The sequence below is a fragment of the Brevundimonas sp. genome (genome assembly GCF_004210735.1).
Taxonomy (GTDB): Bacteria; Pseudomonadota; Alphaproteobacteria; order Caulobacterales; family Caulobacteraceae; genus Brevundimonas.
The window spans coordinates 21,939-35,578 of record NZ_SDZL01000029.1; the positions used below are offsets into that span (position 1 = coordinate 21,939).

Below are 13,640 nucleotides of genomic sequence, written 5' to 3' on the forward strand. Positions count from 1 at the left end.
AGAAATTCTACTCAAAACATACAAAAAAGAAGGGCCGCCCTCACCCGTGGGCAAGGGCGGCCCCAAGGCTCAGGAGTTAGAAGCTGTACCGCAGACCGATCTGGAAGCTGCGGGTCGGACCGGTGAGACGCGAGGGCTCACCGAAGTTGGCGTTCACATTGCCCGGGCGCGGGATGAAGCCGCCGACCCAGGTTTCGTAGCCGTAGTTCTTGAAGTTGAAGGCGTTGATCACGTCCAGGATGACGCTGATCTGCTGCTGGTTGGGAAGACCGAAGTCCTTCGAGAAGCGGAAGTCGACCTGACGGAAGGCGAAGGCGTCCGGGATGATGAAGTCGAACTTCTCCGGCTCACCACCGCCCGGCAGGAAGGTGACGCCGCCGCCGACGTTGTCACGCACCTGCTCATAGCGCTGGCCCGTACCCAGGGTGATCAGGGTCGAACCGGTGATGCCCCAAGCCATGTCCTTGATGGCGCTGAAGACGATGCGGTGACGTTCCGCAGCCTCGGCCGGGTGCCAGCCCCAGGCGGCGGCGTCCGGTTCGTCCAGGGCGTACGGTCCGCGCGCGCCGTATTCCTCGGCGTCGGCGAAGGTCCAGGCGAAGTTCATGCCCCAGCCCGAGTCACGCGTGTACGGCTTGTCGATCGTCAGGAACAACGCGTCATAGCTGCTCTCGTCCTTGGACTCGCTGACGATGATGTTGCTGTAGCCGGCGGGCGCCTGACCCCAGGGCAGGTTGTTGTTCGCGTCCCGGAACGAGCCATCCGCATAGCGGTTGGCCAGCACCCACGAGAAGCCGTCGTAGCTGTTGATGTGCGAATAGGTCAGCGCAGTGTTGAACTGTCCGAGCGTCTTGCGCACGCCCAGCGAGAACTGGTCCGAATAGGGCAGCTTCACATCGTTCGACAGCATGTAGGCTTCTGCGCCGCCGGCGCCGCCGGTGACGAGGGCCAGCAGGGCGTCCTTGTCATAATAGGCGTCGCTCCACGGCGTCGCGCCGTTGAACTGGACCTCATAGACCCGATAGTTCGACTTGGCGTACTCGACCTGGGCGTAGTCGTAGAGGACGCGGTCATAGTACCGGCCCGCGCCGCCGAACACGACCAGGCTGGCGTCGTCATAGACGTCGTAGCTGAAGCCGATCCGCGGCTGGAAGGCGCCCGTGAAGCTGTCACGGTTGTTGCCGTCCGAGATGTATTCTTCCCAGTTGATGTCGCGATTGTTCGCCCAGGCCCGAACCGCAGCGGCCAGGGCCGCCGGCGTCACGAAATCGTTGTTGAGCATGTTGGACTCATAGTCCCAACGCAGGCCTAGGTTCAGCTGCAGCTTGTCGGTGACATCCCAGTCGTCCTGGATATAGAGGCCGATCTGGGTGTTGTCGCCGCTGGACAGCGGATCGCCCAGGCCCACGCGCGCCCGGATGGGATCGCCAGCGAAGGTGTAGTCGCCGTTGGCGTAGGTGTATTCCGGGTTGAAGAACTCGAACTGGACGGCTTCATACTCGATGAAGGCGACCTTGCCGCCGATCTTCACCAGGTGATCGCCCAGCGACAGGAAGGTGAAATCGTTACGCAGGGTGAGGCCGGTTTGACCCTTGTCCTGGGTGAAGGTCCGGGCGCCGACCTGCAGGTCGCCGTTGTCCGTCTTCACGCTGCGCGCGCCGCTGACGGCGCTTGGCGCCCACGACGCATCCAGGTAGTCGATCGAGGCTTCGTTCAGGAACGAACCACCCGACCAGCTCCAGCGCAGGTTGGCGCTGGTAGTCTGGACGGTGATGTCCTCAGCGCGGTCACGAGTGGTGCCGCCGCCGAAGCCGCGAACGTCCGTTTCATCACGACGCGTGACGCTCAGGTCCACGGTGTGGTTGTCGGCGGGCGTCCAGCTCAGCTTGCCGAAATACAGCTCGCTGCGGAACGGAACGACGAAATTGCCTTCGTACTGATCGCGGATCGCTTGCGGGATCGCGTCATTCAGGTCCACGCGCGTGGCGCGATCCTGATTGTTGGCCTCGTAGCTCAGGAAATAGTGCAGACGGTCACGCAGGATCGGACCACCGACCCAGCCGCCGTACTGCTGGCGCTCATATTCGGGCTGCGGCGCGCCGTTGCGTTCGTCGAAATAGTCCGGCGAAGTCAGGCCCTTGTCCTGATAGTAGCCGAACAGTTCGCCCTGGAAGTCGTTGGTGCCCGAACGCGTCACCGCCGTGATGACGGCCGCGCCGGCCTGCTCGTATTCAGCCTTGTGGTTCTGGGTCGAGACCCGGAATTCCTGGATTGCGGCCTGCGGGAACGGGTTACCGCGGCTGGAATCCTGACCGGCCAGCCCGCCCTGGGTCACGTTGTTCTTCAGGCTTTGACCGTCGATGAAGACGTTGGTGTTGTTGGCGCTCAGCGCGCCGGACGAGAACACCTTGCGCTCCGGATTGTCCGAGACCGTCACGCCGGGCGCCAGCGCCGCGAAGTTCAGGAAGTTGCGCGAGTTCTGGGGCAGGTTGTTGATCTGCTCGGTCGAGACGTTGGTGGCCACTTCCGACGTCTTGACCTCGATCAGGCGACGGCCGGTGACGACGACGTCGCCCAGGTCGGTCGCGCCCGGCGCGACGGCCACGGCGGTCGCGGGAACGTCCAGGTCCAACACGGCCGACTGGCCGACGGCCAGGACAACATCCTCGCTGGTGGTGCGACCGTCATCGGTGGTCACCTGGATGCGATAGGTTCCCGGACGCAGGCCGGCCAGGACATAGTTGCCCTGGGCGTTGACGGTCGCGCGGGCGGTGAAGCCGGTGGCGATCTCGGTCGCCGTGACGCGGGCGCCGGGTTCAGCCTGGCCGTTGTCGGAGACGGCGCCCCGCAGGGTCGAGCTGGCGACCTGGGCGGTGGCGGCGCCGGCCGAGGCCAGCGAGATGGCGACGGCCAAGGCCGAAGCGGCGCCGAGCCAGTATTTGGTGTTGGTCTTCGTGGACATGGTTTCCTCGATGAAGAAGTGTTTTTGGGCTCTGAGCCCGAAGGTCTGGAAAGCGAAAGCCCGCCTAGCGACGCCGATCCTCTTGAAAGGCGGCGCGGCGTAACCGGTTACAGTCAAGCTTGCTCTGGTCCGTCTCCTCGATCTCGCGGCCTAGTGGGCCGGGGCGCTGGCGGGGGTCCGCGCCGGGGTTGATTGGGAAGGGTTGGTTGCCGTGCTGGACTGGCGCACGACCAGTTCGGGACGCACGATTTCGCAGGCAGTGTCGGACACGGCGGCGCGAGGGTCATCGACCATGGCAACCAGCCGCTCCAGCGCGCGGGCGCCGGTCTCGGCGACGCCGGAACGAAGCGTCGTCAGCGACGGACGAATGAAGGCGGCCAGCGGAATATCGTCAAAGCCGACGACAGCGATGTCTTCGGGGCAGCGGACGCCCGCATCCTGCAGCGCCAGCAGGGCGCCGACGGCCATCATGTCGTTGGCGGCGAACAGGCCGTCGGGGCGATCCGCCCGCGTGGCCAGATTGACGCCGGCCGCATGGCCGGACGCCTGCATGAAGTCGCCCTGGACGACCATGGGCGGCAGGCCCGCCTGGGCCATGGCCTCCAGATAGCCGGCCAGCCGGGCCTCGGCTTCCAGGTTGCCGGCGGGACCGGCGATGTGGGCGATGCGGCGGCGTCCGATCGACAGCAGATGTTCGACCGCCGTCACGGCGCCGCCCCGGTTGTCGACGATGATCGAGGGACGGCCGGAGTCCACCGCGCCGCTGTTCATCAGCAGCACCGGCAAGCTCCCCGCCAGGTTGGCGGCCAGGTTCGCGGCGTCGATATGGGGCGACAGCACGATCAGCCCGTCCACCCTGCCCCGCATCGAGCGGATGGCCGACGACACTTCTTCGGTGTCGCCGTGCGAGCTGGAGACGATCAGGTGATAGCCGGCGCGGCGCGCGGCCACGTCCATGCCGCGGATCAGCTCGGAAAAGAACTCGCCGTACAGGTCGGGCAGGATGACGCCGACCGTCTGGGTCTTGCTGGTCGACAGGCTGCGGGCGCCGGAATGCGGCACATAGCGCAGCGTCTCGATCGCCTGCATGACCCGCAGGCGCGTCGCCTCGGTCACGGCGTCGGCGCTGTTCAGGACGCGGGAAACGGACGCCACGGAAACCTGCGCATGGCGCGCGACATCGCGGATCGTGGCGGCCTTCATGCCGTCACGCGCGGTAGCGGACGCGGTCGCATCCTGGTTTCCAAAGACATCCTCCCTGACAACCGCACCGTCCCGGCCCCCTTATCGAAGGTCCGTCAGCTCGGGGTGTAAACGGTTACATGACACACCACCGGCCCGACACGCAAGCGCCTCGCTTCGGACACAAGGCTTACGGCCCGTTCACAGGGCGTTTCCCCGTCCCCTGTGGCGTTTGCGCCCTCAGCGAGGGTCCAGTCGGCGAAAGTGCGACTCGATCAGATCCAGCCGGTCCGCGTTCGGCACGGGCTTTTCGATCGGCCCGGCGTTGGTGAATTCCAGCAGGTGAGTCGCGCCCGTCCCCACCCGGGGCCAGATCGGATGGTCGCCGCCATTGGGATCGCCGGCGCGGGCGAAGGCGGTCCAGTAGTCGGCCATGGCGGTGGCCGCGCGCTGGTCCATGTCGTCGGTCGCCCAGGACGAGGCGGTCAGGTTGTCGAACACATAGGGCCGCTCGGACGCATGGGTCGCCCCGCCGTGCGGCTCGGGCATGGCGGCCGACACCACATCGAACCGATAGAGGTAGGTCGGATGCCCCGCCGCCGCGTGCAGGCGCGCCAGGGCGCGAGCGGGCTCGTTGAAGATCATGTCGCTGATGATGTCGGCCTCGAACCCCGGCGCCCCGCCGTAGGCGTCGATCAAGGCCGCGCGCTCTGCGTCGTCCAGCGTGTCGTCGACCCCGCCATAGGCGCCGGGATCGTTCGGCTTGATCCACCAGAACTCCTTGCTGTTCGTGCCGATAATCAGGGGGACCGGGGCCTGACGCCCGGTGGCGAAGGCGTCGATCACCTGCTGCGCCACCACCTGGCCGTCGATCAGCGTCAGATCCCCGCCAAAGAAGCTGGGCGCGGGTGTCAGGAAGGCGTCGGCGGGCACAGCGCGCAGGGCGTCAGCCGTCACCGTCTCGGCCATACCCAGACCGGCGACAAAGGCTTCGCCCCTCACCTGCGCCGATGGCTCGCCGCGGTCGCCCGGCTGCTCCAGCCGGGTCGAGCGCTCACGTCCCAGACCCGACTGAACCACGGCCCGGTGGAACAGGCTGCGCGCAGGCGGCGCGATCATCAGCCGCGTCACCGCCGCCCCGCCCGCCGATTCGCCGAACACGGTCACCGCCTCCGGATCGCCGCCGAAGGCCGCGATATTGGCGCGGACCCAGCCCAGCGCCGCGATGATGTCCATAAGCCCATAGTTTCCGCCCGGCTCATCCTCCGCCCGCTCGGCCGCCAGGGCGGGATGATCGAAGAAGCCCAGCCGACCCAGCCGATAGTTCAGCGTCACCACCACCACGCCACGCCGGGCCAACGCCGCGCCGTCATACAGGGCCGCCGTCCCCGAGCCGTTATTGAAGCCGCCGCCGTGGATCCAGACCATGACCGGCAGCGGGGCCGATCCGGCGCCCTCGGGTCTCCAGATATTCAGGTTCAGGCAGTCCTCGCTCATCGGCATCGGACCGACGCCGGGGTCGCCGTTGGCGGGCGGCTGGATGCACAGGGCGCCCATGGCGCCGGCGTCGCGGGGTCCGCTCCAGCCCTCGGCCGCGCGCGGCGCCCGCCAGCGCAGGGCGCCGACCGGCGGCGCGGCATAGGGAATGTTCAGCCACGCGGTCACACCCTCGCGACTGCGGCCAACCAGTTCGCCCTGGTTCACGCGGACGACCGGACGATCCGGAACAGGCGCCGAGGCGGCAGGAGATGCGGTGATCATGCAGACCAGGGCGATGAGGGACAGGAAAGAACTGGCGCGCTTCATTGTTACAGACTAGCGGAAACTTTCCACGTCCCAAGCGTTAGCGGGACGCGTATGGGGTGGATTGTCTCTTGAAAGAACTGGCGAAAGCAGGGGCGATCCACGCTGACCTGGCGGCGGCGTTCGACGCCTCGGCCAATCCCTACATGCTTCTGACGCCGGACCTGCGGTACGCCGGGATGAACCAGGCCTATCTGAACGCTGTCGGCGGCGCTCGCGACGATCTGCTGGGCCGTCCGGTTTTCGAAGCCTTCGATTCCGGCCCCGGCGAGATCGCGGCCCAGAACGTCCGTCAGCTGAAAGAGTCGTTCGAGCGGGTCCTTCGCACCGGCAATCCGGATCATATCGCCGTAATCGAATACGCCATGCCCGTCCGCGACGCCGCAGGCGTCGTCACGTTCGAGAACAGGTTCTGGAGCGCGACCCACACCCCCATTCGCGATGACGACGGCGCTATCCGCTACATCCTGCAACACACGACTGACATCAGCGAGCTGGAGAATCTGCGTCGTCAGGTCGCTGACCGACGCAACAATGGCGCGTCGGCGCTGGACGCGATGATCGGCGGCAGCGTGCTGAAACGCGCCACGGATGTCCAGGCCGCCAACCGTCTGCTTCAGACCGAGCGGAACCAGCTGGTCGAGATGTTCATGCAGGCGCCGGGCTTCGCCGCCGTGCTGACTGGTCCGCATCATGTCTTCCAGATGCATAATCTGGCCTATGGCCAGTTGATCGGTCACCGCGAGATCACGGGGAAGGCGATCCGCGAGGCCCTGCCCGAGCTTGAGGGTCAGGGCTATTTTGAATTCCTGGACGAGGTCTTCGCCACCGGCGAGACCTATGAAGGGCGCGAAAGCCGCGTCGCCCTGCAACGCACGCCGGGCTCGCCTCTGGAGACCGTTTTCCTGAACTTCGTCTATCAGCCGATCCGGGACGACAGGGGCCGCGTCGCCGGCATCTTCGTCCAGGGCTATGAGGTGACGCAGAACGTTCTGGCCGCCGAACGCCAAAAGCTGATGATCGATGAACTCAACCACCGGGTGAAGAACACCTTGGCCACCGTTCAGTCCATCGCCATGCAGACGGCGCGCTCACATGCCGATCCTGCGACCTTCGCCGAAAGCTTCCAGTCGCGTCTGCTGGCCCTGTCTCATACCCACAACCTGCTGACCCGCAGCCACTGGGAAGGCGCCGAACTGCACGATGTCCTGGATCACGAGACCCAGGCGCACGGTACGCACCGCGTGCTGCTGAACGGCCCGGTCGTGGCGCTGGAGCCCGCCTCGGCGCTGGCGCTGGGGATGATCGTCCACGAACTGGCGACCAACGCGGCCAAATACGGCGCCCTGTCCGTACCGGACGGTCGTGTGGTCGTGGACTGGAGCCTGAGCGACCAGACCGACCGGATGCTGACCCTCAACTGGCGCGAGGAAGGCGGTCCCGCCGTCGCGGCTCCCTCCCGACGGGGATTCGGCAGCCGCCTGGTCGAGCGCAGCGTGCGCCATGACCTGGCGGGCACGATCGACACCGACTATCGCATCGATGGTTTCACCGCGGAGATCATGGTTCCGCTGGATCGAGGACAAGCCGCATGACCCCCCAGACAGGAATCGAAGGCCGCCGGGTTTTGATCGTGGAGGACGAGTCCCTCGTCGCCATGTTGCTGGAGACGATCCTGGAGGACATGGGTTGCGCGCCTGTCGGCCCGGCGTCCACCGTCGAAGAGGGTGTCCGCCTCGTTCAGGCCGAGGCCGAACTGAGCTGCGCCCTGCTGGACGTGAACGTTGCGGGCACGACCGTCTTTCCCGTCGCGGACGCGCTGAAGGCGCGGGGCGTGCCGTTCGTCTTCTCGACCGGCTATGGCGAGGGCGGCCTGCCGGACGAGTGGCGCGGCCACCCCACGATCCAGAAGCCGTTCACCGAGGCGACCGTACGCGAGGCCCTGCTGACGGCCATGGACATCAGCTTCGCCTGACGTCCTTCAGCACGGCCTTGGCCGCATTGTGACCCGGGGCGCCGGTCACACCGCCGCCCGGGTGCGCGCCTGATCCACACAGGTAAAGACCCGGCACGGGCATGCGGTGATCGGCATGGCCCAGCACCGGCCGGGCGCTGAACAACTGGTCCAGCGTCAGCCGTCCGTGGAAGATGTCGCCGCCAATCAGGCCGAAGCGCCGTTCCAGATCCCGCGGGCCCAGCGCCAGTCGCCCGACCACCGAGGCCTTGAAGCCCGGCGCGTGACGGTCGACCGTCTCGATCATCAGGTCCGCCACCGTGTCGCGATGTTCATCCGCCAGATCGGGCGCGACGTGCTGGCAGAACAGGCTGGCGACATGCTGTCCGGCCGGCGCCAGACTGTCATCCAGAGTCGAGGGGATCAGCATTTCCACGATGGGCGCCGAGGACCAGCCGTTCAGCCGCGCCTCCGAATAGGCCCGGTCCATATAGGCCAGGCTGGGCGCGATGATGATGCCCGCCGTCAGGTGGTCGCCCTGTTCCGGCAAGGCGGTGAAACGCGGCAGCTCCGACAGCGCCACATTCATGCGGAAGGTGCCGGAACCCGAGGCGTAACGGCTCATCCGCTCGCTGAAGTCGGCCGGGACCACGCCCGGATCGACCAGCCGGTCAAACAGCAGGCGCGGATGCAGGTTCGACACCACGGCGCGGGCGCGGAAGACGTCGCCCCCCTCGGTCACCGCCCCAACCGCCCTGCCCTTTTCCGTCAGCACCTCGGCCACCGGCGTATCCAGCCGGATGTCGACGCCCTGTTCGGCGCAGGCGGCGGCCATGGCCCGGGTGATGGCCCCCATGCCGCCGATGGCGTGACCCCAGGCCCCCTTCTTGCCGTTCACCTCGCCGAAGACATGGTGCAGCAGGACATAGGCCGAGCCCGGCGTATAGGGGCTGGCGTAGTTGCCGACGATGCTGTCGAAGCCGAACAGCGCCTTGATCGGATCGCTCTCGAACCAGCCGTCCAGCCAGTCCCCCGCCGACTTGGCGAACAGGTCCAGCAGGTCGCGCTGGGCCGGCAGGTCCAGCCCCGCCACCCGCCGGCCCAGCGACGCCGCCTTCAACATCTCAGGCAGGGCCGCCAGCCAGCCGCCTTGGGCGACGTTGGGCGGCGTCGTCAGGATCAGGTCGCGCAAGATGGCCGCCACCGTCTCCAGCCGGGCCTCATAGTCGCCAAGACGTTCGGCGTCGCGGGTGGAGAATTTGGCCACCTGGGCCTTCGTCCGCCCCTCGCCCGCCAACAGATAGCGGCCATCGTCGAACGGCAGAAAGTTGGCCGCCCGCCGCTCGACCACCCGCAGGCCGTGGCGCGGCAGGTCCATGTCGGCGATGACGCGCGGGTTCAGCAGGCTGACGGTATAGCTGGCGGTCGAGTTGCGGAAACCGGGATGGAACTCTTCGGTCACCGCCGCGCCGCCGACAACGTGGCGGCGCTCCAGCACCGTGACCTTCAGTCCCGCCCGCGCCAGATAGAAGGCGCAGACCAGACCGTTGTGGCCTCCGCCCAGGATAACGACATCGGTCTCGACCACGGCCCCGCCCTCTTCGGTTCGGACCCAGCCATAGCCGATGCGCGCGCCCGCGCAACGCCCTGCGCGACGACCGCCTGTCGACCGTCCGCCAGCGTGATGACGTCCAGTCGCGGCGGGCGACGTTCGGCCGCGATCTGCAGGCGGATTTCGGCCCAGGCGTCTTCCTGACCTGTCGGATCAAAGGCCATGACGGCGACGCCGCCATGCCGCGCCACCGCACACAGCGCCCGGTCCAGCAGCAACAGGTCCGGCCGCGCCGAGCGGAACCGCCCCTGATCCAGCCGCCACAGGGCGTCGGCATAGGGCTGGCCCTTCGCCGCCGACAGCGTCCCGGCGCGTCCCGCCCGACCACTGACGATCAGATCCGCCCGGGGCCATCGCGCCGCAGTCCCGCCCGCCCCCAGAAACGGATCGCGTAACCGAATTTGCGTCGCCGCACCGTCCACCTCCAGCCGTCGGGACATGGCCCAGGCGTCGATACGATTGCCGGCCAGAGCGGTGGTCCGCAAACGCAGAAGGGCGGGCGCCCCCGCCGCCGCGCAGGCCCGCGTCGCCAGATCGCCCAGCGCTCGCGTCGCCGCCGCCAGCACCGCGCCGTCCCCGCAATCCGGATCCAGCAGCTTCAGGCGCGAAAGCCGTTTCAGCAGGCGGCGCGCGGCCGGGGCGCCGTCGTCCGGCCGCCAGCCGTTGGCGACGGCCTCGCCGACCAGTCGCGCAAGGGTGTCAGTCGCGTCCGCCATGACGCAACCTTAGATCACGTAATCGGACGCAATCAATACCTGAGGTTTAATGCCGCTCAGGTTCACGTTTGAGGCGAACCGCCCAGGTAACGCCGGGCCAGCAAGGGCGCGCCCAGCCAGTAGCAAAGCTCGGCCGGGCGACCGATGTCCCAGACGGCGAGGTCGGCGGCCTTGTCCGGTTCAACGGTCCCGACCTCGGCCGACAAGCCCAGCGCCCTTGCTGCATGGCGGGTCGCGCCGGCCAAGGCCTCCTCCGGCGTCAGGCGGAACTGGACGCACGCCAGGTTCAGCGCCGCCGTCATCGACGCGACGGGCGAGGTGCCGGGATTGCAGTCCGTCGCCACCGCCATGGCCACGCCGTGCCGCCGCAACAGATCGACCGGCGGCAGCTTCGTTTCCCGCAGCATCAGGAAGGCGCCGGGCAACAGAACCGCCACCACCCCGGCCTCGGCCATGGCCTGAACGCCCGGCTCGGTCGTGTGCTCGATGTGGTCGGCCGACAGGGCGTGATACCGGGCGGCCAGCGCCGCCCCGCCGCCGTCCGACAGCTGGTCGGCATGCAGCTTGACCGGCAGGCCCAGTTGCTCGGCCTTGTCGAACAGGCGCGCCACCTCGTCCGTGGTGAAGGCGATGGGCTCGCAATAGGCGTCCACCGCATCCACCAGCCCCTCGGCATGGGCGGCCGGCAGGATGTTATCCACAGCCTTGTCCACATAGGCGGCGCGGTCGGCCTTATGCTCTGCCGGCACCGCGTGCAGGCCCAGATAGGAGGCGCGCACCCGCACCCCCGCCTCGCGCCCGATCCGGCGCGCGACGCGCAGCATCTTCAACTCGCTGTCGCGGTCCAGACCATAGCCGGACTTGATCTCTACCGTGGTGACGCCCGTGGCCTTCAGCCCCTCCAGACGCTTGCAGGCCGAGGCGTAGAGTTCGTCCTCCGACGCCTCCCGCGTCGCCTTGACCGAAGAGACGATGCCCCCCCCGGCGCGCGCGATCTCTTCATAGGTCGCGCCTTCCAGCCGCCGCTCGAACTCGCCCGCGCGGTCGCCGCCGAAGACCAGATGGGTGTGACAGTCGATCAGACCCGGTGTGACCCAGCGCCCGCCCAGACAGTCGGTATCCACAGCCTTGTGCACAGGCAGGTCGGCACGCGGTCCGACCCAGGCGATGCGTCCGTTGCTGATGAGGATCGCCGCGTCCTCGATCCCGCCATAGGGCTGGCCACCCTCGGTCATGGTCGCGACGTTGCAGTCGGTGATGAGACGGTCGGCGAGGATCATCGCCCGGCCACCCCACTGAGGATTTCGCAAAACCAGCGCCCAGCCGTCAGCGAGCCCAGATCTCCAACCTCCAGGGACGGATCGTATTCCGTCAGGTCCACGGCCCGCACCTTGGGGTGGCCCCCGATCACCCGCGCGGCGTCAAAGAAATCCTGCACCGACACCCCGCCCGGCCGCGCACCCGGGCTGGCGGGCCACTGGCTGCGGTCGATCACGTCGATGTCGAAATCGACATAGATGACCTGGCACAGCGCCGACAGCCGCTCCAGCTCCTCGGCGACGACGACGGCCAGACCGCGCTCCCGGCACTCGCGCGCCATGCGGACCGAAATGCCGGCAGCCTTCGCCTTGTCATGCGCGCGGCGGGTGTTGGCGAAGGGGGCCAGGCCGACCTGGCTGATCCGCGCGCCGTCCATGCCGTCGTCCAGCAGGGCCTGGATCGGATTGCCGTTGGTCAGGCCCTGGTCCGTGTCGCGCAGGTCGAAATGGGCGTCCAGCGTCAGCACGCCCACGCGGTTGAGACCCAGCGCATGCACGCCCGGCCGGGTGATGGCGTTGTTGCCCCCGACCAGGATCGTCAGCGCCCGATGCGCCTGGGCCGCCACCGCGTCGCGGACGGGCTCGAACGCGTCGGCCGGTGACACGGCCTTCAGCGCCACGTCCCCGGCGTCATGCACCCGAACCTCCAGCTCCAACCCCGTCTCGACGTCATAGGTGGACAGGCGCGGCAGGACGGCGCGCAACGCCTTGGGCCCCAGATCGCACCGCCCAGGCGTCAGCGACCGCTCGTTCAGCGGCGCGCCGATCAGGGCGACGGAGGCGTCGGGATGGTGGCCGACCAGATCCGCGACAGAGCGCCAGCCCAGGGCTTCAGACGGTTCGCTCATGGAATCACCCTTTGGTCGGAGAAAAGCGCGCGACCAGATCATAGGCCGCTCCGGGGAAGGTCTGCCACGCCCACGTCACCCCCAGACCGTCACGCCACGTCCGGCGCTCCAGCCGCAGGCAGGGCGCGCCGTCGGCCAAACCCAGATGGGTCGCCGTCTCATGGTCCGCGCCGACGGCGGAAATCCGGTGCTCGGCCTCAGTCCAGGGCATATGGGCCAGCAGCCATCCGCCCGGGGGCTGCGTCGTAAAATCGGCGGCTTCCGCCTCGCGCGCCGCATCCAGCGAGATCAGGCGACGTTCGAAGACGAACGGCAGCTCGTCCGCCAGATGCAGGGTCTCCAGCTCGATCACCCGTTCACCCAACCCCTCATCGTCGCGCGCCGGACGCACGATCCGACCCAGCAAGCGGTGCGAATAGGTCAACCCCCGCCCTTCAACCTCGGACTGGATGTCGGGAATGGCCACCAGAGCCGACGAATGCACCGGCGGGTGGGCCACCACCGTCCCCGCTCGCCTGCGCCGCACCACCAGCGCCCGCGCCGACAGGTCCGACATCGCCCGCGACACCGTCATCCGCGCACAGCCGTATTCGGCCATCAGCTCGGCCTCGGTCGGGATGCGGAAACCCGGCCGCCACTCGCCCGAGGCGATGCGGCGCTCGATATCGCCGGCGATCCGTCGATGAAGCGGCTCGTGATCCATGGGATCAGACTACCCTTGCGCACTATAATGTCTAGACATAAGACTGGACCAACCAAGGCGGAGACTCTCATGACCGACCACAGCAACGCCCGCGTCGTCCGCGCCCCGCACGGCCCGGAAAAGACGGCGAAGACATGGGCCGCCGAAGCCGCCATGCGCATGCTGATGAACAACCTCGATCCCGAGGTGGCCGAGCGTCCCGAGGACCTGGTCGTCTATGGCGGCATCGGCAAGGCGGCCCGCAACTGGCAAGCTTTCGACACCATCGTCGAGCAGTTGCAAACGCTGGAAGCCGACGAGACCCTGCTGGTCCAGTCGGGCAAGCCGGTCGGCGTCTTCCGCACCCACGCCGACGCCCCGCGCGTCCTGATCGCCAACTCCAACCTGGTGCCCAAATGGGCGACCTGGGAGCATTTCAACGAACTCGATCGCAAGGGTCTGATGATGTACGGCCAGATGACGGCCGGGTCGTGGATCTACATCGGCACCCAGGGTATCGTGCAGGGCACCTACGAGACCTTCATGGAGGCGGGTCGCCAGC

Annotated in this window: 10 protein-coding genes and 1 pseudogene; 3 read left to right on the forward strand and 8 right to left on the reverse strand. The window is 67.7% G+C overall.

Annotation, left to right across the window (positions count from 1 at the left end; genetic code table 11):
- Positions 1-76: 76 nt before the first annotated feature.
- The 3 genes from EON91_RS08230 to EON91_RS08240 all read right to left on the reverse strand — a co-directional run bounded on the left by EON91_RS08230 (position 77) and on the right by EON91_RS08240 (position 5,950).
- Entirely contained in the window at positions 77-2,962 is a 2,886-nt protein-coding gene (locus EON91_RS08230; RefSeq protein ID WP_292093340.1) for a TonB-dependent receptor, read from the reverse strand.
- 150 nt (positions 2,963-3,112) lie between these two features.
- On the reverse strand, positions 3,113-4,165 hold the full coding sequence (locus tag EON91_RS08235; protein ID WP_292093343.1) for a LacI family DNA-binding transcriptional regulator: 1,053 nt from the start codon (positions 4,163-4,165) through the stop codon (positions 3,113-3,115).
- 219 nt (positions 4,166-4,384) lie between these two features.
- Positions 4,385-5,950, reverse strand: coding sequence for a carboxylesterase family protein (locus tag EON91_RS08240; protein ID WP_292093344.1), 1,566 nt, complete (start codon positions 5,948-5,950; stop codon positions 4,385-4,387).
- Positions 5,951-6,018: 68 nt separating this feature from the next.
- Here EON91_RS08240 and EON91_RS08245 point away from each other — a divergent pair, with 68 nt between their 5' ends.
- A complete protein-coding gene (locus tag EON91_RS08245) occupies positions 6,019-7,542 on the forward strand; it encodes a PAS domain-containing sensor histidine kinase (RefSeq protein ID WP_292093347.1) in 1,524 nt (507 codons plus the stop codon).
- Positions 7,539-7,922, forward strand: a complete 384-nt coding sequence (locus tag EON91_RS08250; RefSeq protein ID WP_292093348.1) for a response regulator — start codon at positions 7,539-7,541, stop codon at positions 7,920-7,922. The genes EON91_RS08245 and EON91_RS08250 overlap by 4 nt, the downstream gene beginning before the upstream one ends.
- Here EON91_RS08250 and EON91_RS08255 read toward each other — a convergent pair.
- From EON91_RS08255 to EON91_RS08275, 5 genes are all read right to left on the reverse strand, one after another.
- Complete coding sequence (locus tag EON91_RS08255) at positions 7,909-9,489, reverse strand: NAD(P)/FAD-dependent oxidoreductase (RefSeq protein ID WP_292093350.1); 1,581 nt, start codon at positions 9,487-9,489, stop codon at positions 7,909-7,911. The genes EON91_RS08250 and EON91_RS08255 overlap by 14 nt on opposite strands.
- On the reverse strand, positions 9,408-10,229 hold the full coding sequence (locus EON91_RS08260; protein ID WP_292093353.1) for a hypothetical protein: 822 nt from the start codon (positions 10,227-10,229) through the stop codon (positions 9,408-9,410). Before EON91_RS08260 ends, EON91_RS08255 begins: the two co-directional genes overlap by 82 nt.
- Before the next feature lie 62 nt (positions 10,230-10,291).
- Positions 10,292-11,506, reverse strand: a complete 1,215-nt coding sequence (gene hutI, locus EON91_RS08265; RefSeq protein ID WP_292093361.1) for an imidazolonepropionase — start codon at positions 11,504-11,506, stop codon at positions 10,292-10,294.
- Positions 11,506-12,396 (reverse strand): agmatinase family protein, encoded by an 891-nt coding sequence (locus EON91_RS08270; protein ID WP_292093356.1) that lies wholly within the window; start codon positions 12,394-12,396, stop codon positions 11,506-11,508. The genes hutI and EON91_RS08270 overlap by 1 nt, the downstream gene beginning before the upstream one ends.
- A gap of 4 nt (positions 12,397-12,400) precedes the next feature.
- Positions 12,401-13,099 (reverse strand): UTRA domain-containing protein, encoded by a 699-nt coding sequence (locus tag EON91_RS08275; RefSeq protein ID WP_292093359.1) that lies wholly within the window; start codon positions 13,097-13,099, stop codon positions 12,401-12,403.
- A 69-nt stretch (positions 13,100-13,168) separates the two neighbouring features.
- Here EON91_RS08275 and EON91_RS08280 point away from each other — a divergent pair.
- A pseudogene (locus tag EON91_RS08280) lies at positions 13,169-13,640 on the forward strand (urocanate hydratase); the annotation flags it as partial.